The following is an 18,790-nucleotide window of genomic DNA, read 5'->3' as shown; positions in this document are numbered from 1 at the left end:
AAAGTATTAATTTAATATATTCAATCTTAATAAGAATCCATCATTCTTAATTCCGGCATGAAAAGATTTTACATAATCAATTCTTAAGAATCGCCATTTACCAAAACCAATATTATCTAATCCAAGAGAGTATTCTGAGTAAGGTTTTTTATCCGCCATAAACAAACTTTTTACCCCTCCAACTAAATGAAAGTTTAGGTTATTAATTAAAGGAATTTTACCCAAAACCGATCCTTTAAAATTATGTTCTAGATGTGCTTCTGCATATCTATCATTCGTGTAAAACTTATAATACTCTAACAAGCCAAAACTACTTAATTGATTATCTGTGATAAATAGCAGCTGATTTCCATTGGCTTGCAAATTATCCATGAAAGCAATGTTTTTCTTTTTCAAAAAGAGTCCTCCTCCAATATTGTAAGCTAGTTTCCCATAATTTCCAGCATCAATATTTTGTCTTATGTTGGCTACAAATACATCAGAATTTAATTCAGAATTTGAGGCTCCAAAATTTTTCCTGTATGTTAAACTCAAAGATGGGTATTTTGTATTTCCAATATTAAATTTCCTATGAGGGTAGGATAAATATTTTTGATTGAAGATAAAAGTTGCACCTACTTTTAATGAAGCTATGCTATGCTCTGTAAATACCGTATTTATATAATCTGTTGGGTCTAAAGGATTATTAGAAGTATAAGGCTTTGTTTTACTTTGACGTGCAAAAGAATAATTATTGGTGTTAAAAAGTGGTTTTCTATTTGCATATTCTAAAGATGATGAAAAGTAAATACCATTTTTAATCTCTTCGGAATACCTAATTTTAGCAAACTCTTTCTCAAAAATTTTCAAATAATTTTCTCTTCTTAATAAAGAGCGTACTAAATTATCCATTTTAGAAATCGGATTTCTTCCATTAAATTGGGCAGTTGTTACCCCAACAGAAATAGACATTCTTGGTCTAGAAATATTATTCCATTTTTTATTGAAAAAGAATGTTGGCCTTGCTATTTTTTCTGAAAAACCATAATTAACATTTACACCTGCACTCCACCAATTTCCCTTGTCATTAATATTTTTAGAATAACTAACACCCATAGAAGTATTAAAACCCTGCACAGTATTAAATCCTAAATCTTTTATGAGGCCATCATAAGACAAAGACCATTTTTCGAAAGAATTCTTATAGGTATAACCGGTAATTGGAGAGAGAAAACTAACCTTATTCTGCTTTTTATTTACTGAGTCTAAATACTTTTTTGATTTACGAACTACTTTTAAACTATCTTTAACTTCATAATCTTTCACCTCTTCTGTGGTTAACGGAACAGGCCTTAAAGTAATCCAATAAGAAGAATCTTTTTCAGTAGCTTCTTTCTCAAAAGTTAAAACCTCATTTGTAAATGTTTTTTCATTAAAATTAGGTATAAAATCATAATTAGAAAAAGCAGAAGAAAAGCGTCCATCGAACTTAAAGCCTAAAGCATTTACTCTAAAATCTATACTTTGACTGATTAAAACCCAAGCATCATTCTTATCAGAATAATTATAATTTTGTTTTAGTTTTAAAACATCAACCACAGGAATATTTACTTGTGCTCCAGTAACTGAAACATCCGCGCCATAGAGCGCCCAATCGTCTTCTACAATATATAATGACCCATTAAAAACAGGATCATTTTTACGTTTTGGAAGGATCTTTATTTTATTGATAAGCCTTCCGTTTTTATCATAAAAAGTTCCCTCTAATTTAAATTTATAGTAACTAAAAGCGTTTGTAGAAAGAGGTGAAACCAAATTATTACCAAACTCGACACTGTTTTCATAAAAATTGATATTTGCATCTTCTGCCCTATTAAAACTGATACCGTTGTCTTGTCCGCTAACTTTAGACGCAATAATATTCTCTTTAAAATTTTTAGGTTTTTTCTGAAATTTAATGTCAGAAATAGTTTCAGAGAGATAAATAATACCACTCCTTGTTGAATCTAAACCTCCACCAAAATCGCCCAAAGTTTGACCTAAAAATTTCTTTGGCGCATCTTTGATTCGATACAATCCACGTGAATAAAACTTGGCTGTATAATTTGCAAACTTATCTGTGTTCTTATCTTTATTCGCAATTACATTTCTAATAATCCTATTCGCAGGATTGTCTTTAGTTGAAATAGAAATTTCACTTAACTGCACACTTTCTTCCTCTAACTTAACATTTAGATAAAAAGGAAATGAAGAAATTTCCACTTCTTTTTTTACCGTTTTAAAACCTAAAAACTGAAAAACAATAGTATATTTTCCTTTCCTAATAAGATCTAAAATATAATCGCCATTATCATTAGAAGTTGCACCCGTAACTGTATTATCTAGATAGACACTCACGAATGAAAGAGGATTGTTTTTCATATCTGTAATTTTCCCTTTTACTTGCCCAATAAAAGTTACTGAAACAAAAAGAAAAAATAAGGTAATAATTTTTTTCATGGCTGATTTTACTTAACAGACGTAAAAATAAAGTTTATGTTACAATCAAATCTTTAAAATTTGTTAAACAACCTATAATAGTTTCTTCGATTATGTGATGTTGTTAAAAACGAGTGACTTAAAAGATATTGATAATAATTTATTAGTTTCTAAAAGTAATAAAATTTCATTTGCTCTTTGACTGAAAAGCCTATATTTGTCGACTACAATATAGTATACAACAATTTATGAGCGATTCTAGAAAAAGACACGAAGCTTTACTGTACCACGCAAAACCAAAACCAGGGAAAATCGAGGTTGTTCCCACTAAAAAATATGCTACTCAGCACGATTTAGCGCTCGCGTATTCTCCCGGTGTGGCAGAGCCTTGTTTAGAAATTGCCAAAAACAAAGAAAATGTTTACAAATACACTTCTAAAGGAAATTTAGTAGCCGTAATTTCTAACGGAACTGCGGTTTTAGGTTTGGGTGATATTGGTCCCGAAGCGTCAAAACCAGTAATGGAAGGAAAGGGATTACTTTTTAAAATATTTGCTGATATTGATGTTTTTGATATTGAAGTAGACGCAACTGATGTAGAGCTTTTTATACAAACCGTAAAAGCAATTGCACCAACTTTTGGAGGTATAAATTTAGAGGACATCAAAGCTCCCGAAGCTTTTGAGATCGAAAGAAGGTTAAAAGAAGAATTAGATATTCCTGTAATGCATGATGACCAGCATGGAACCGCTATTATTTCTGCAGCAGCTTTAAAAAATGCTGTTGAAATTACAGAAAAGGATATTTCTAAAATAAAAATGGTTGTGAATGGCGCAGGTGCTGCCGCAATTTCTTGCACACGTTTGTATCTAAAATTAGGGGCAAAAAGAGAAAATATTGTCATGTGCGACAGCAAAGGTGTTATCCGAAAAGATAGGGAAAATCTTACTTCTCAAAAAGCAGAGTTTGCAACGAATCAAGATATAAATACATTAGAGGAAGCAATGCAAAATGCAGATGTTTTTATTGGACTTTCTATGGGGAATATAGTTTCTCCAGAAATGTTATTATCGATGGCAAAAGACCCTATTGTTTTTGCAATGGCAAATCCTGTTCCTGAAATCAATTATGATTTAGCAATTGCTACTAGAGATGATATTTTAATGGCTACTGGTAGATCAGATCATCCTAATCAAGTAAATAATGTACTTGGTTTTCCGTTTATTTTTAGAGGTGCTTTAGATGTAAGAGCTACCAAAATTAATGAAGAAATGAAAATGGCTGCAGTGCACGCTTTAGCTGATTTAGCGAAGCAATCTGTGCCCGAACAAGTAAATATTGTGTATGACGAAGTAAGTTTAACTTACGGAAGAGAATATATCATTCCAAAACCATTTGATCCAAGATTAATTTATGAAATTCCTCCAGCAATTGCCAAAGCGGCCATGGATTCTGGAGTTGCTTTAGAACCAATTTCTGATTGGAAAAAGTACAGAGAAGAACTAATGGAAAGATCTGGCTCTGGAAGTAAAGAAATTAGAATGATTCATAATAGAGCAAAAAGCAATTTAAAACGAATTGTTTTTGCTGAAGCTGATCATTTAGATGTCTTAAAAGCGGCACAAAGAGTCCATGAAGAAAAACTCGGAAAACCTATTTTACTCGGACGTAAAGAATTAATTTTAGCGCTAAAGGAAGAAATTGGCTTCACTGCCGATGTACCAATTTTTGACCCTAAAACTGATGAAGAAAAAGAGCGTAGAGATCGATTTGGAGAAGCTTATTGGAAAAGAAGACAGCGTAAAGGACGAACTTTATCTGAAGCAAAAAAATTAATGCGTGAGCGTAATTATTTTGGAGCTATGTTGGTCAATGAAAATGAAGCTGACGCTTTAATTACTGGCTACTCTAGACCCTACCCCACTGTTGTAAAACCAATGCTTGAGTTAATTGAAAAAGAAAAGGGCATTTCTAAAATTGCTGCTTGTAACCTAATGCTTACTAAACAAGGCCCTTTATTTTTAGCAGATACCACTATCAATATCAATCCTTCAGCAAAAGATTTGGTAAAGATTACGCAAATGACCTCAAATTTGGTGAAAATGTTTGGTATGAAACCAAATATTGCCATGTTGTCTTTTTCTAATTTTGGATCTATTAACACCGAAACATCTATAAAAATTAAAGAAGCAGTTACTTTTATTCATCGTCATTACCCTGATGCAATTGTTGATGGAGAAATTCAAGCAGATTTTGCATTGAACCCTGAAATGCTAGCAAAAGAGTTTCCATTTTCTAAATTGAATGGTAAAAAAGTAAATGTTTTAATTTTTCCGAATTTAGAATCTGCAAATATCACCTACAAACTACTTAAACAAGTTCAAGGAGCAGAATCTATCGGTCCAGTAATTTTAGGTTTAAGCAAGGCAGTGCATGTTTTGCAACTAGGCGCAAGTGTTGATGAAATGGTAAATATGGCAGCTTTAGCATGTGTTGACGCTCAACAAAGAGAAAAGAATAAATAATTGATTACTTTAGACCGATAAAAGAAATTCATGATTACACAAGTTAGAGGTAGATTGGTAGAGAAAAACCCAACAGAAGTTGTTATCGATTGCAATGGTGTTGGTTATTTGTTGCACATTTCTTTAAATACTTTTTCTAGTTTACCTGATAGTGAAAATGTGGTTTTATTTACGCATTTATCTATAAGAGAAGATGCACACACGCTTTTTGGCTTTATCAATAAAACAGAAAGAGAAATTTTTAAATTATTAATTTCTGTTTCAGGTGTTGGTCCGAGTATTGCACGAACAATGCTGTCATCAATGACATCAGAAGAAATACAAAATGCAATAGCTTCAGAAAATGTACCACTAATACAAGCTGTAAAAGGAATTGGAATAAAGACTGCCCAAAGAGTAATTGTAGATTTAAAAGATAAAATCATGAAAACGTTTAATATTGACGAAATTTCTATAAACTCAAGCAATACTAATAAAGATGAAGCGTTATCTGCTTTAGAAGTTTTAGGCTTTAATAGAAAACAATCTGAAAAAGTTGTGAGTGCAGTTTTAAAAGAAAACCATGAAGCTTCTGTAGAACAAATTATTAAATCAGCTTTAAAAAACTTATAATAAATTGATCAGATTATTAAAAAATATACTTTTATTAGTCCTTTTTACTTTTTTAGTAAACTTATCTTCTTCCGCTCAAACCAAAAAGGTAAAAGATTCAACTAACCTAAAAATTGATACTTTACAGTTAAAATACAATTTTAATCACACACAAAGAGGAGACCTTTTTTTAGATGATTTAGCGGAAAAAGAAATTATTTTTGACAAAGAATTAAACAGGTACATTATTTTAGAGAAAATAGGTGAATTTTATACAAGTACACCAATTTTCTTAACTCAAAAAGAATACCAACAATATCGTTTAAAACGAGATATGTTGGAATATTTTAAAAATAAAGTAAGTGCTGCAGACGGTAAAAAGAAAGGTGCTGCAGCTGCACAAAAAGACTTGTTACCAACTTATTACACAGACTCTAAATTTTTTGAATCTATTTTCGGCGGAAATACAGTAAAAGTAACACCAACAGGGAATTTAAATCTAAAACTTGGTTTTATCTATCAAAATACTGATAACCCTCAAATATCTGAAGAAAATAGAAGCAGTCTTACCTTTGATTTTGATCAACAAATTAATGCGAGTATTCGTGCAAAGGTTGGTGAACGTTTAGAATTTACTGCAAATTATGACACACAATCTACTTTCGATTTTCAGAATCTTGTAAAGATAGATTATACCCCAACAGAAGATGACATCTTGCAAGGTATCGAAGCGGGTAATGTAGAAATGCCAATTAAAAACTCTTTAATAAATGGTGCTCAAAGTTTGTTTGGTGTAAAAACTCAATTAAAATTTGGTAACACAAACATAACGGCTGTTTTTTCTCAACAAAACTCTGAAAGCAAGACTATCGTCGCAGAAGCAGGTGCATCAATTCAACCCTTTGAGTTAAGAACTACAGACTATGATAATGATAGACACTTTTTCTTATCACAATTTTTTATAGATAATTATGCAAATTCTTTAAAAAACTATCCTTTAATAAGCAGTCAAGTTAATATCACAAGAATAGAAGTTTGGGTGACTAACAGAAATGCGAGCACTGAAGATTTTAGAAGTATCGTTGCTTTTGCAGATATTGGAGAATCTAACAATATTAATAACACTTACAAAAATCTTGTAAATAGCAATGGAACTGTGCAAAGCACGAACCCGGTTAGCATAAATATTAATTTAAACAATGTATCAACCACCATAAATCTACCTCAAAACAATGCAAATAATATTTATGATACAAATGTTTTAGCAGGAATTAGGGATGTTTCTAATGTTGAAAACACATTAAATCGTGAATTTCAAATGGAGCAAGGAACAGATTATTCGATGCTCGAAAATGCTCGAAAACTAGATTTAAATGAATATACCTTAAATCCACAATTAGGTTATATTTCCTTAAATAGAAGATTAAATGATGGAGAAGTTTTAGCCGTTGCTTACGAATATACTGTTGCAGGAACTGTTAATGGAAGTACTGAAAAATCTTTTAAAGTGGGTGAGTTTTCTAATGACGGAATTCAAGCACCACAAAATTTAGCTGTAAAATTGTTACGTAGTGAAATATTAACTACAAAAAGAGATAATGGAAATGGTGGAGAAGAATCTTTTCCTACTTGGCGTTTAATGATGAAAAATGTGTACGCATTAGGTGCATATCCATTAACCCAAGATGGCTTTCGTTTTGAAATACAGTATAGAGACGATGCGACTGGTATACCTTCAAATGTATTACAAAATGCACAAACTACAGATATTGCTAACACTCCATTAATTCAGGTATTAAAACTAGACCAATTAGACCAAAGTCAGTTTAGAACTGCGGATGGCTTCTTTGATTATGTAGAAGGAATTACTGTAAACTCTCAAAATGGATATATTATTTTTCCAGATCCAGAACCTTTTGGTAATGGTTTGGCTAACAAATTAACAAATGCTGCAGATGACGTTTATTTATTTAAAGATTTATATCTAAATACAAAAATAAACATCAAAAACAACTTTCAGAATAAAGATAAATATTTCTTAAAAGGGTATTTTAAATCAGAAAACTCTGGAGGGATTCCAATTGGTGCTTTCAATGTTCCAAGAGGTTCTGTGAAAGTTTCTGCTGGCGGAAGACAATTGGTAGAAGGTGTTGATTTTGTGGTTGATTATCAATTAGGGAGAGTGCAAATTATAGATCCAGGCTTACAAGCTTCTGGAACTCCTATAAATGTATCAACCGAAAATAATGCTGTATTTAATCAACAAAGAAAAACCTATATGGGCGTTGATATTGAGCATAAATTTTCTGAAGATTTTGTAGTGGGTGCAACTATTTTAAATGTAAATGAAAGACCTTTAACTCCTAAAGTTAATTTTGGTGCTGAGCCTATCGATAATACCATGTTTGGTGTAAACATAGATTATTCTACTGAGGTTCCTTATTTTACAAAATTAGCCAACAAATTACCCTTTGTAGATACAGATGTTCCTTCTAATTTATCTATAAGAGCAGATATGGCATATTTATTACCGGGAACACCAAGTGGAATAGATGTAGCTGGCGCTGCCACCTCATATATAGATGATTTTGAAGCATCACAAATACCTATTAGTTTATTATCTCCTTTAGATTGGTACGAAGCAAGTACTCCAAAATATTTTAATGGCTTTAATGGAGATCAAAATAATTTATCATACAATTATAAAAGAGGAAAATTAGCATGGTATAATGTAGATCAAATTTTTTACGGCATTGGACAAACTCCGCCAAGTATAGATGCTGATGAATTATCTAGAGCGGAAACAAGACAGATTAATTATAGAGAATTATTCCCAAATGTACAATTAGACATTACTCAAAATTCTTTAGTTAGAACGTTAGATTTAGCCTACTTTCCTCAAGAAAGAGGCTCTTACAACTTTAACACTTTAGACAGCGATGTTAATAATGACGGAACTTTTAAGAATCCTAATGAGAACTGGGGTGGAATTATGCGTCCTTTAACTACGAATAATTTTGATCAAGCGAATGTTGAATTTATTCAATTTTGGGTGATGGATCCTTATCAAAATTATTCTATTACAAATGAAGAAGGTTTGCCACAAGGCATAAACCCGAATGATTTATCAAATCAAGTTGGAGATTTATATATCAATTTAGGAAACATATCTGAAGACATTGTTAAGGATAATCGTAAGATGTTTGAAAACGGCTTGCCCGAAAATGGTTTAAAGGTTGATGGCTCTAATGTGAATAGAACGACTTGGGGAGATGTGCCAAGAAGCCCGTCAATTATATACGCTTTCAGTGAAGAAGATGGTGCAAGAACAAATCAAGATTTAGGGTTTGATGGGTTAACTGACATTGAGGAAGAAGAACATTTAAAGCAACTTTCTGATTCTTTAAACTTAAATATAAATTTCTCTAAATTAAAATCTAATGATATTTCATCTGATAATTTTCAATTTTTCAGAGGAGCAGAATTAGACGCTATTAATGCCTCTATTGTAAAAAGATACAAAGACTACAACAATACACAAGGCAACTCGCCAACATTAAATCAATCGCCAGAATCGTATCCAACTTCATCTTCAACATACCCCGACGTAGAAGACATTAATAGAGATCAAACAATGAATACTGTTGAGAGCTATTATGAGTATAAGGTATCTATGAATCAAGCAGATTTAGTAAAAGGTAGAAATTATATTGTTGACGAAAAAACAACTTCTGTTTCTTTAGAAAACGGGAATACACAGCAAACAAAATGGTATCAATTTAGAGTACCCGTTAGAAATGGAACACCAATAAATGGAATTTCTAATTTTAACAGTATTCGTTTTATAAGAATGTTCCTAACAAAATTTAAAATGCCTGTTGTCATTAGATTTGGTGAACTCGATTTGGTACGTGGTGATTGGAGACGATATACAAAAACGATAGATCCTGCAATAGATCCTGACAGAGAATTAACGCAGGCTGAATTAGAAGGTTTTGAAGTTGGCGTTGTTAGTATAGAACAAAATAATGGAAGTTATATTGAACCTCCAGGGATTGAAAGAGAACGTTTACAAGGAAGTACCACGGTGCAATTACAAAATGAACAATCTGTCACCTTAAAAGTTAACGATTTAGAAACTAAAAAAACTAGGGCCATTTATAAAAATATAAGTGTAGATTTAAGACGTTTTAAAAATTTGAAAATGTTTATGCATTTGCAAGAAAATGAAGGAGGAGGTTCTTTAAGTGATGATGATTTTTCAGCAGTTATAAGATTAGGAACAGACTTAAATGATAATTTTTATCAAATCGAAGTTCCTTTAAAAGTAACAAGAAATGGCAGTTCTGCACTCGACATTTGGCCGGAAGCAAATAATCTAGATGCTATTTTGGAATCCTTTGGAAAACTAAAAGTAGAAAGAGATGGTTCCGGATTCTTGGTGAATGATATCTATCCATCTGAAAATCCAAATGATATTCCTGAATTTAAAATTCGAGTAAAAGGAAATCCTACACTGGCGCAATTAAGAACAATAACTTTAGGTTTAAGAAATAATACTACTTCAAATAAAAGTGGGGAAATCTGGTTTAATGAATTGCGTTCATCAGGTTTTGACAACAAAGGAGGTTGGGCTGCGGTTATGAATGCTGATGCAAATTTTGCTGATGTTGCGAATGTATCCCTTTCAGGAAGCGTAAAAACCATTGGTTTTGGAAATGTAGAAGATCGCGTAAATCAGCGTAGTTTAGACGAAACAAAACAATACGATGTTTCTACAACTATTAATTTAGGCAAAGTTTTAACACCACAAAAATGGGGTATTCAATTACCGATGAGCTACAGCGTTGGTGAAAAATTCGTTGATCCAAAGTTTGATCCTCAATATCAAGATGTAAAATTAGAAGATGCTTTGGAGCAGAATCCAAATAGTGAATTTTCTCGAGATTACACAAAAAGAACAAGTATCAGTTTTATCAATGTCAAAAAGAATAGAAACCCAAATTCAACGAAAAAACCAAAGTTTTATGATGTAGAAAACTTAGCAGTTTCTTATTCCCATAATAAAGAATTCCATAGAGATTACAATATAGAAAAGTATATTAATGAGAATGTATCAGCTTCTGCTGCTTATAACTTCAACTTTAATTCAAAACCTATAGAATTCTTTAAAAATTCAGAAAAATTTAGAAACAAATACTGGAAGTTTATAAAAGATTTAAACTTTAATCCTGTGCCAAAAACCTTCGCTTTAAACTCTAGAATTAATAGAAGTTATAACGAACAACAATCCAGAAATTTAGTAGAGGGTTTAACTGCTCAACCAGAATTAAAACAACGTAGATTTTTATTTGACTGGGATTATACAGTTGGTTTTGATTTAACAAAATCGATACAACTAAACTTTAACGCAACTAATAGTTATATTTATGATGCCTTTGGAAATGGAGAAGATTTACAAATTTTTGATGATTTCTTTAACACAGGTAGACCAAACCATTACCATCAAAAACTAAATACAACTTATAATTTACCTTTAGATAAGTTTCCATTCCTAAGCTTTATGAAAGCTGATTACGCTTACACAGCAGATTTTGATTGGCAGGTGTCGTCGCAAGACAATACTATCTTAGAACAAATTGGTAATGTAATTCAGAACTCAAATACACATAATATAAACACCACTCTTTCCTTTGATAAGTTGTATCAGAAAGTTGGTTTTGAAAAGCTCTTATTAACAAAAACGCAACGTAAAAATGCAAAAGGAAAAAATTTAGCTAGAATAAAACAAAAGAAAACATTACCCATTGGAAAGCAAATTTTAAAAGGAACTTGGAATATTCTGACCTCTGTAAAACAAGGTAAAATAAGTTATACAGAAAATAATGGTCAGTACTTGCAAGGTTATACAGAAAATATTGGATTTTTAGGCGGAGCACCTACCTCATTTGCTTTTGGTAGTCAAGTAGATATTAGAAATAAGGCCTTAGAAAATGGCTGGTTAGTTACAAGAATTGATGGTGGAGAATATTTTAACAAAACTTACAGCAAAACTCATTATAACAAATTAGATTACACTTTTACGGTTAAGCCTTTTAAAGATTTAAATATTGATGTTCGAGGAAATAAAATTCAAACCAAAGATATTTCTCAACAAATAGATTTAATAGAAGGCAAAAGTGCATTTGAAGATACTCCTGTTTTTGAAACTGGTAACTTTAGTACAAGTCATTCTATGCTTTCAACAGCATTTACAAATGGCGATGCTCTGTTCCAGAAAATGAAAGATTACAGAAGTATTATTTCGAATAGATTAGCTTCAGAAACAGGAGCGCTAATTGATGGTTTTGGTCAAAACAGTCAACAAGTCTTACTTCCGGCATTTATGGCTGCTTATTCTGGTAAAAGTCCAAATAAAGTAAGCACAGGACTGTTTAGAGATATTCCAATTCCAAACTGGACTCTGAGATATAATGGTTTAATGAAATTCAAATGGTTTAAAAAGAACTTTTCAACCTTTGTACTTTCTCATGGATATAGATCTTCATATACCATTTCTAGCTTTACAAACAACTTACAATACGATGATGCCACTGCATATACTAAAACGAATATAGCAGGTAATTACGAATCTGAAAGACTAATTGCCAGTGCTACTCTTGTGGATGAATTTTCACCCTTGGTAAAAGTGGATTTAAAAATGAAAAACTCCTTTTCTTTGAGAGGAGAAATTAAAAAAGACAGAACTTTAACCATGAATTTTAATAACAGTACTATAACAGACATTGCTGGTACTGAATATGTTTTTGGTTTTGGGTATGTTTTTAAAGACGTAAAAATGAACACACGTTTTACAGGTAAAAAGACAACCCTTAAAGGTGATATTAACTTAAGAGCAGATGTATCATTAAGAGATAATTTAACCCAAATTAGATATGTTGACGAAGATAATGATCAAATTAGTGGGGGACAGAAATTATTTTCAATTAAATTTACAGCAGATTACAAATTGAATAGTAATTTAACAGCATCTTTTTATTACAATCATCAAACATCTAAATATGCTATTTCTACCACTTTTCCAAGACAATCAATTAATGGTGGATTTAATATAGTTTATAACTTAGGAGGAAATTAAACCAAATCAATAAAAATAAAAATAAAATGAATATTCCAGCTGAATTAAAATACACCAAAGATCATGAGTGGATTCAAATTGAAGGAAACATCGCAACTGTAGGAATTACAGATTTTGCGCAGGGAGAATTAGGAGATATTGTATATGTAGATGTAGATACATTAGATGATAATGTAGAAGAGGGAGAAGTTTTTGGTTCTGTAGAAGCCGTAAAAACAGTTTCAGATTTGTTTATGCCTTTGTCAGGTGAAGTAGTTGAATTTAATGAAGGACTAGAAGATGATCCAGAATTGGTAAACACTGACCCTTATGAAAAAGGATGGATGATTAAAATAGCGATTTCTGACAGCTCACAAATAGAAAATTTACTAGATGCTAAAGAATATCAAGACCTTATTAAGAAATAACAGTTTTATAATAGCTTTTGTAACTACAATTATTATTGTGTGCTTGAGCCTTATAAGAGTGCCAAACGCGCCTATTAAGCTTACTTTTACTAATATTGATAAAATTTTTCATGGTTTCGCATACTTTATGTTAGCCCTTTCATGGTTAATAGCATATTACAAGAAACCTAATAAAAAATATTGGATCGTAATTCTTTGCATTGTTTTTGGCATAATTATTGAACTATTACAGAGTAAAATAACCCTATACAGATCAGGAGATTACTTAGATGTGATTGCAAACTCTGCAGGAGCACTCTCGGCTTTGTTGATTTTTAATATAATTTCAAAAAAAAAATAGATTAATTAACAATAAGACTTGTATTTAAAACAATAATTTAATTAAATTAGCCACCTATTAATAAATCTTTAAAATGGAAATTAAGAAAAGTCCTAAATCAAATTTAGAAAATTTCAGCAAAATTTTTATGCAAATTGGTCTTGTACTAGCCCTTTTTATAACTTATGTTGCAATAGAAAAGAAAACATTCGATAAAACCTACGGAGATTTAGGTTCTGCTGTTATGAACGCAGATATGGAAGAAGAAATTCCTATTACAGAAAGAGTTGAACCGGTAAAACCTAAAACACCACCACCACCAGCTCCAGAAAAAATTGAAATCGTCGAAGATGAAAAAGAAATTGAAGAGACTGTTATAGAATCAACAGAAACTGATGAAAGTGAAGCGGTTGAAGTTGAAGAAATTGAAGAAGTTGAAGAAGTTGAGGAAATTGAGGAAGATGTAAGCTTCATGATTATTGAAGATGTACCCGTATTTCCTGGCTGTAAAGGAAATAAGGCTGAATTAAAAAAATGTTTTAGTGCAAAAGTACAAAAGCACTTTGGTAGAAAATTTGATAGTGAGTTACCTAACGAGTTAGGTTTATCACCAGGAAGAAAAAGAGTATTTATTGGTTTTAAAATTGATAAAAAAGGTAATATCGTAAACATTCAAGCGAGAGCTCCACATCCAAAAATTAAAGCTGAAGTTGTAAAAGTAATGAAGCAATTGCCAAAAATGAAGCCAGGTAGACAAAGAGGAAAACCAGTAGGAGTAAAATATAGTATTCCTTTTACTTTAATAGTAGAGTAAAAAAAATACAAAAAGTTTTAAAAAAGCGTTCAGAGAATCTCTAAACGCTTTTTTTTAGCTCCAATAAATAAGGAATAACGCTGTTTTAATTATATATTCATAATCTTGTATCATTGCCAACGAAGCCCAATAGCACTTAATTAAACTACTATCAGATATAATAAAACAATAAACTTTTCGCTAACAACTTATTAAAACATAATTTATAAGCAATAAAAAACTCATTAGTATTTTAAAATACTAATGAGTTTTTTCTATTAAATTTTAGGTATTATTATTTATTTTTAACTGCAACATTAGATTCCGACTTCCAAGAATTTACTGAAGCGATAGAATTATTTACATAATTAATCTCTTTTAAAGCCGATTTAGACCAAACAAACCATTTCCCAACTTTTTTACCATTACTATAATAACCCAATTGAGTTTTATTACCTGCTTTATCAAAACGTGCCCATTCTCCTGTTAATTTTTTATCTTTAAAAGAACCTTGTGTTTTAACAGCTCCATTTTCATAATAATAAGTAACTTTTACTAAATCCCCTTCCGCCATGTAAGTTGGTCTGTTTTCTTGCGAATATCCTACAGTTCCAAGCATAAATATGAATATTACAATAATTTTTCTCATATTAATTTCTTTTAAGATTAACATTATTTTTACAAATATAAATATTTTGTAACCATTAAAAAACATTTACATAACATTAAATTTACATTGAAATCTGTATATAACCCTATTTTGAACAAAAAAAATTATATTTACAATAAATAAATCTTAATAAACTGAAAATATTATGGCGGTAATGAAAGTGATTGAAGTATTAGCTAACTCTGAAAAAAGTTGGGAAGAGGCTACGAGGAAAGCTGTAAAGCATGCAGCGGAATCTGTGAAAAATATTAAATCTGTATTTGTACAATCACAAAGTGCTGTTGTTAATGGCAGTAATGTTACTGAATTTAGAGTGAATCTAAAAATTACTTTTGAAGTAAACTAAAATTTCCATTCAAACTCCGTTAAAGTGATTTGATACCATATTAAATCACTTTATTTTTCAAATATTATGAATATAATTCAAATTATACTTATTGGTCTCGTGACCGTAATCCACGCATACATTGTCTATCTAGAAATGTTTCTTTGGACCACACGAAAAGGGATAAAAGCTTTTGGATTAAAAAGCAAAGAATTTGCTGAAGAAACAAAGGTATTAGCAGCGAACCAAGGTTTATATAATGGCTTTTTAGCTGCTGGTTTAATCTGGTCTATCATCATAAAAAATACCGATACAGCTTTATTCTTTCTAATATGTGTTTTTGTTGCAGGTATTTATGGTGCATACTCAACAAAGAAAAAAAACATCTTGTATATTCAATCCATTCCTGCATTAATATCAGTGATTGTTTTATTAAAACTTTAAACCATGAACAGTTAGACTAAAACCTAACTTATTTCCATCATCTTTATTCCTTAGATTTTAAATATTCGCTTACTTTTGCCTCTTATTATTAATAAAACGAAAATGGAGGAATATCTAGAAAAAATAAAAGAACTTTTAATTGAATACACCCCTAATGTAATTACTGCTTTAATCATTTTAATAGTTGGTTTATTTCTAATTAATATCGTTATAAAATCATCTAAAAAAATAATGATTAAAAGAGGTGTCGATCTTACGCTTCAAAAATTTTTAGGAAATCTTAGCAGCTGGGTTTTAAAAATATTATTATTCATTACAGTAATTTCAAAATTAGGAGTTGCAACAACATCTTTTGCTGCCATTGTAGCTTCTGCCGGTTTAGCTATCGGTTTGGCCTTGCAAGGTTCTTTAGCTAATTTTGCTGGCGGAGTTTTAATCATGATCTTTAGACCTTTTAAAATTGGTGATTTAGTTGAAGCTCAGGGTGAAACTGGTGCTGTAAAAGAAATTGAAATCTTTACAACAAAACTCACCGGTTTATCAAATAAAGAAATTATTATTCCTAATGGAAGCTTGTCCAATGGGACTATTATAAATTATACCGTAGAAGGCACAAGGCGTGTAGATTTAATATTTGGCGTTTCTTATGATACGGACATCAAGAAAACAAAAGAAGTTTTAATGCATGTTTTAATGCAGCATCCAAAAGTATTAAAAGATCCAGCGCCAGCCGTTATGGTCTCTGAATTAGCCGATAGCTCAGTAAATTTTGCAGTGAGACCTTGGTGTGCATCTGCTGATTATTGGAGTGTTTATTTTGATATTACTGAAAATACTAAAATAGCCTTAGACGAGGCAGGAATAGAAATACCTTATCCTCATATAGTAGAAATTAAAAAGTAGGTTTCTTTTTCTTTTCTGGAATAACAATAAAATCTTTTAAATAAAAAGGTTCAAAATAAGCGACATTTTCTATGTCGCTTATTTTATATTTCTCATAAGAAAGTTTTGCCATTTCTTGTGCCGAAGGAAACTTAGCATCTATAAAAATCGCATTTTTATGCGTAATAATTTTTTTACATTTCTGAGATCCATCACCTAAAAAATAAACTTTACTCCTTTCTAAATATTCACAAAAAGAATTTTCATCTATAATCTCAGCTTTAATTTCTCTTATTTTTTGATGCTTCTCATTAAAAACTGATGCATAAACTTCCAATCTTCTTGCATCTAACATCGGCACAATAATTCCTTCTTCAATAGTAATTGAAAAAGACAAAGAAGTAAGAGTATCAATAGAAATTAAAGGTTTATCAAGGGCAAAACACAGCCCTTTTGCGGCAGAAACTCCAATTCTTAACCCAGTATAAGACCCAGGACCTTTACTTACTGCTACAGCATCTATTTTATCAGAGGTAAGATTTGCTTCTTTTAAAACATCTAAAATAAAAGGGTGCAAAACTTCTGCATGAGAGTAATTACCATTATTTAATTCTTTGATGGCTAAAATTTCACCTTTTTCTGCAATGCTTACAGAACAATTTTTAGTGGTAGTCTCAATATTTAAAATGATGCTCAAAATCTATAATTCTTTTTTGTAAAGATAAATTAAAAAGAAAACCTCACAGTAATCTACTCACTATGAGGTTTAAACTATTTTTTGAAGTAAATTATTCTAAAATTAATTCTCCAGAATAAAATTGCAATACTTTAGTTTTAAAAACATAATTGTATTTAGAACGAATTAATGCAGCTTCAGCATTTACCAAACGTGTTCTTACTTGATCAAAATCAAACTGCGTCATTGCTCCAAAATTATAGCGCTCTTGTGCATTTTTAAATGCTTCTTCTTGCGCTCCTAAAGAAATTTTTGCGGTTTCATATGTTTTTAAAGCCGATTTCACATCCAAAAAAGCCTGTTCTATAGTTTGTTTTAAAGCTACTTTCTCGCTCTCTAATCTTATTTCAAAAACTTCTTTATTTATCACGGATTGTGCAACTCTATTCCTAGTTTGAAAACGATTAAAAATTGGAACACTTACGTTAAAACCAACACCATAACCAAAGTTATCATTTAATTGATTTGACAAACCAGGATTAGAAAGTCCCTCCGGAAGCTTTAAATTAAATCCATAATTTGTCGATAATCCTGCAGAAGCTGTAACTGAAGGTAAAAAAGAAGCTTTAGATATTTCTATACCTAAACTTGCGCTTTCAATCGCTATTTTAGCTCTAGCAATTTCTGGCATTGTTTCTAAGGATTTATTATATACTATTGATGAACTTTTATATAACAAGTTTGAAGATGGAGTGCCTACATCAATAGAAGCTATATCAAAACCTTCAACAGGAACCTGTAATAACTGTGCCAAATTTAACAATGCTAAATCTAAAGCATTTTCTTGCGTAATTACTGTTTGTAAATTTGTAGCTGCTGTAGATTGTGCGTTTAATAAATCTCCTTTTGGTATAACTCCAGAATTAAATCTACTTTCTGCTGCTTCAATTTGTTTTTTGCTTATTTCATGCTGAACCTTGGCTGCATTTAAGTTTTCCTTAGCAAATAGAATATTCAAATAACCATTAACTACAAATAAAGAAATGTCATTTTCAATTTTCTTTAAATCTAACATGCTTGTTTCCACACCTAATTGCGCTTGTTTGTATGTATTTGTATTTCTATACCCATTAAATACAGTAATACCTGAATTTACGTTAATTGAGCCTCCAAAAAAAGTTGTGTTCACCCTATTTTGAGAAACTGGATCAAAACCAGTACCAAAATTCAAATTACCTCCAGTATTACCAGTTAGATTTGGCAAAAAATTTCCTTTCGCAATCTCTACATCTTTTTCTGCCAACTCTAAACTAAGTCTGTTTTGTTGGATAGAAATATTTTTCACTAACGCTTCATCTACACATTCCCTTAAATCCCACTTTTTCTGTGAAAAAGTAGTTATTGAAGTTAAAAAAGCTACTATTACTATAAATTTAATTTTCACAACGTCTTTTGTTTTTTGTTTGTTTATTACTTTTATTCACTACAGTTCAAAAGCAAAAAAATATTACTTTGATTGTGCATATAAGACGACTAAAACTATAAAATGTTACAGATTTTCAC

Annotated in this window: 13 protein-coding genes; 9 read left to right on the top strand and 4 right to left on the bottom strand. The window is 30.9% G+C overall.

The features are described from left to right. Positions 1–6 precede the first annotated feature (6 nt). Positions 7–2,478 carry a DUF5686 and carboxypeptidase regulatory-like domain-containing protein gene (locus BLT88_RS02795; protein ID WP_091952863.1) on the bottom strand — a complete coding sequence of 824 codons (2,472 nt, stop codon included), beginning with the start codon at positions 2,476–2,478 and terminating at the stop codon, positions 7–9. 227 nt (positions 2,479–2,705) lie between these two features. On the opposite strand from BLT88_RS02795, the gene BLT88_RS02790 reads away from it, so the two are divergent. The 6 genes from BLT88_RS02790 to BLT88_RS02765 all read left to right on the top strand — a co-directional run bounded on the left by BLT88_RS02790 (position 2,706) and on the right by BLT88_RS02765 (position 14,251). Then, on the top strand, positions 2,706–4,982 hold the full coding sequence (locus tag BLT88_RS02790; RefSeq protein ID WP_036787627.1) for an NADP-dependent malic enzyme: 2,277 nt from the start codon (positions 2,706–2,708) through the stop codon (positions 4,980–4,982). A gap of 30 nt (positions 4,983–5,012) precedes the next feature. Then, positions 5,013–5,594, top strand: a complete 582-nt coding sequence (gene ruvA / locus BLT88_RS02785) for a Holliday junction branch migration protein RuvA (protein ID WP_036787630.1) — start codon at positions 5,013–5,015, stop codon at positions 5,592–5,594. Between the two features lie 4 nt (positions 5,595–5,598). Next, the gene (gene sprA, locus BLT88_RS02780; RefSeq protein WP_091952861.1) at positions 5,599–12,711 is read left to right on the top strand and encodes a cell surface protein SprA; all 7,113 of its coding nucleotides are present in this window, start codon (positions 5,599–5,601) and stop codon (positions 12,709–12,711) included. A gap of 26 nt (positions 12,712–12,737) precedes the next feature. Further along, a complete protein-coding gene (gcvH, locus tag BLT88_RS02775) occupies positions 12,738–13,118 on the top strand; it encodes a glycine cleavage system protein GcvH (RefSeq protein WP_036787634.1) in 381 nt (126 codons plus the stop codon). Then, positions 13,084–13,458, top strand: coding sequence for a VanZ family protein (locus BLT88_RS14425; protein ID WP_172824235.1), 375 nt, complete (start codon positions 13,084–13,086; stop codon positions 13,456–13,458). Before gcvH ends, BLT88_RS14425 begins: the two co-directional genes overlap by 35 nt. Positions 13,459–13,531: 73 nt before the next feature. After that, positions 13,532–14,251: an energy transducer TonB gene (locus tag BLT88_RS02765; RefSeq protein ID WP_091952860.1), complete on the top strand. Its 720-nt coding sequence runs from the start codon at positions 13,532–13,534 to the stop codon at positions 14,249–14,251. 274 nt (positions 14,252–14,525) lie between these two features. Here BLT88_RS02765 and BLT88_RS02760 read toward each other — a convergent pair whose 3' ends face one another. Then, complete coding sequence (locus BLT88_RS02760) at positions 14,526–14,879, bottom strand: toxin-antitoxin system YwqK family antitoxin (protein WP_091955630.1); 354 nt, start codon at positions 14,877–14,879, stop codon at positions 14,526–14,528. Between the two features lie 166 nt (positions 14,880–15,045). Here BLT88_RS02760 and BLT88_RS02755 point away from each other — a divergent pair, with 166 nt between their 5' ends. From BLT88_RS02755 to BLT88_RS02745, 3 genes are all read left to right on the top strand, one after another. Beyond that, positions 15,046–15,246 (top strand): dodecin family protein, encoded by a 201-nt coding sequence (locus tag BLT88_RS02755; protein WP_091952858.1) that lies wholly within the window; start codon positions 15,046–15,048, stop codon positions 15,244–15,246. A gap of 66 nt (positions 15,247–15,312) precedes the next feature. Further along, complete coding sequence (locus BLT88_RS02750; protein ID WP_091952857.1) at positions 15,313–15,669, top strand: DUF1304 domain-containing protein; 357 nt, start codon at positions 15,313–15,315, stop codon at positions 15,667–15,669. A 102-nt stretch (positions 15,670–15,771) separates the two neighbouring features. Continuing rightward, entirely contained in the window at positions 15,772–16,572 is an 801-nt protein-coding gene (locus BLT88_RS02745) for a mechanosensitive ion channel family protein (RefSeq protein WP_091952855.1), read from the top strand. Here BLT88_RS02745 and tsaB read toward each other — a convergent pair. Both tsaB and BLT88_RS02735 read right to left on the bottom strand, forming a co-directional pair. Then, a complete protein-coding gene (gene tsaB, locus BLT88_RS02740) occupies positions 16,562–17,248 on the bottom strand; it encodes a tRNA (adenosine(37)-N6)-threonylcarbamoyltransferase complex dimerization subunit type 1 TsaB (protein ID WP_091952854.1) in 687 nt (228 codons plus the stop codon). The two genes, BLT88_RS02745 and tsaB, sit on opposite strands and share 11 nt — an antisense overlap. Positions 17,249–17,339: 91 nt before the next feature. Continuing rightward, a complete protein-coding gene (locus tag BLT88_RS02735) occupies positions 17,340–18,671 on the bottom strand; it encodes a TolC family protein (protein ID WP_091952852.1) in 1,332 nt (443 codons plus the stop codon). Positions 18,672–18,790: the final 119 nt, after the last annotated feature.

The organism is Polaribacter sp. Hel1_33_78 (assembly GCF_900106075.1).
Taxonomy (GTDB): Bacteria; Bacteroidota; Bacteroidia; order Flavobacteriales; family Flavobacteriaceae; genus Polaribacter.
This window is presented reverse-complemented; position numbering and strand designations above follow the sequence as displayed.

Bases quoted from the DNA above. Each gene is read 5' to 3' on its own strand.
- BLT88_RS02765 (WP_091952860.1), top strand. From the start codon at position 13,532: ATGGAAATTAAGAAAAGTCCTAAATCAAATTTAGAAAATTTCAGCAAA.
- gcvH (WP_036787634.1), top strand. From the start codon at position 12,738: ATGAATATTCCAGCTGAATTAAAATACACCAAAGATCATGAGTGGATT.
- BLT88_RS02745 (WP_091952855.1), top strand. From the start codon at position 15,772: ATGGAGGAATATCTAGAAAAAATAAAAGAACTTTTAATTGAATACACC.
- BLT88_RS02755 (WP_091952858.1), top strand. From the start codon at position 15,046: ATGGCGGTAATGAAAGTGATTGAAGTATTAGCTAACTCTGAAAAAAGT.
- BLT88_RS02790 (WP_036787627.1), top strand. From the start codon at position 2,706: ATGAGCGATTCTAGAAAAAGACACGAAGCTTTACTGTACCACGCAAAA.
- BLT88_RS14425 (WP_172824235.1), top strand. From the start codon at position 13,084: ATGCTAAAGAATATCAAGACCTTATTAAGAAATAACAGTTTTATAATA.
- BLT88_RS02795 (WP_091952863.1), bottom strand. From the start codon at position 2,478: ATGAAAAAAATTATTACCTTATTTTTTCTTTTTGTTTCAGTAACTTTT.
- ruvA (WP_036787630.1), top strand. From the start codon at position 5,013: ATGATTACACAAGTTAGAGGTAGATTGGTAGAGAAAAACCCAACAGAA.
- BLT88_RS02750 (WP_091952857.1), top strand. From the start codon at position 15,313: ATGAATATAATTCAAATTATACTTATTGGTCTCGTGACCGTAATCCAC.
- BLT88_RS02760 (WP_091955630.1), bottom strand. From the start codon at position 14,879: ATGAGAAAAATTATTGTAATATTCATATTTATGCTTGGAACTGTAGGA.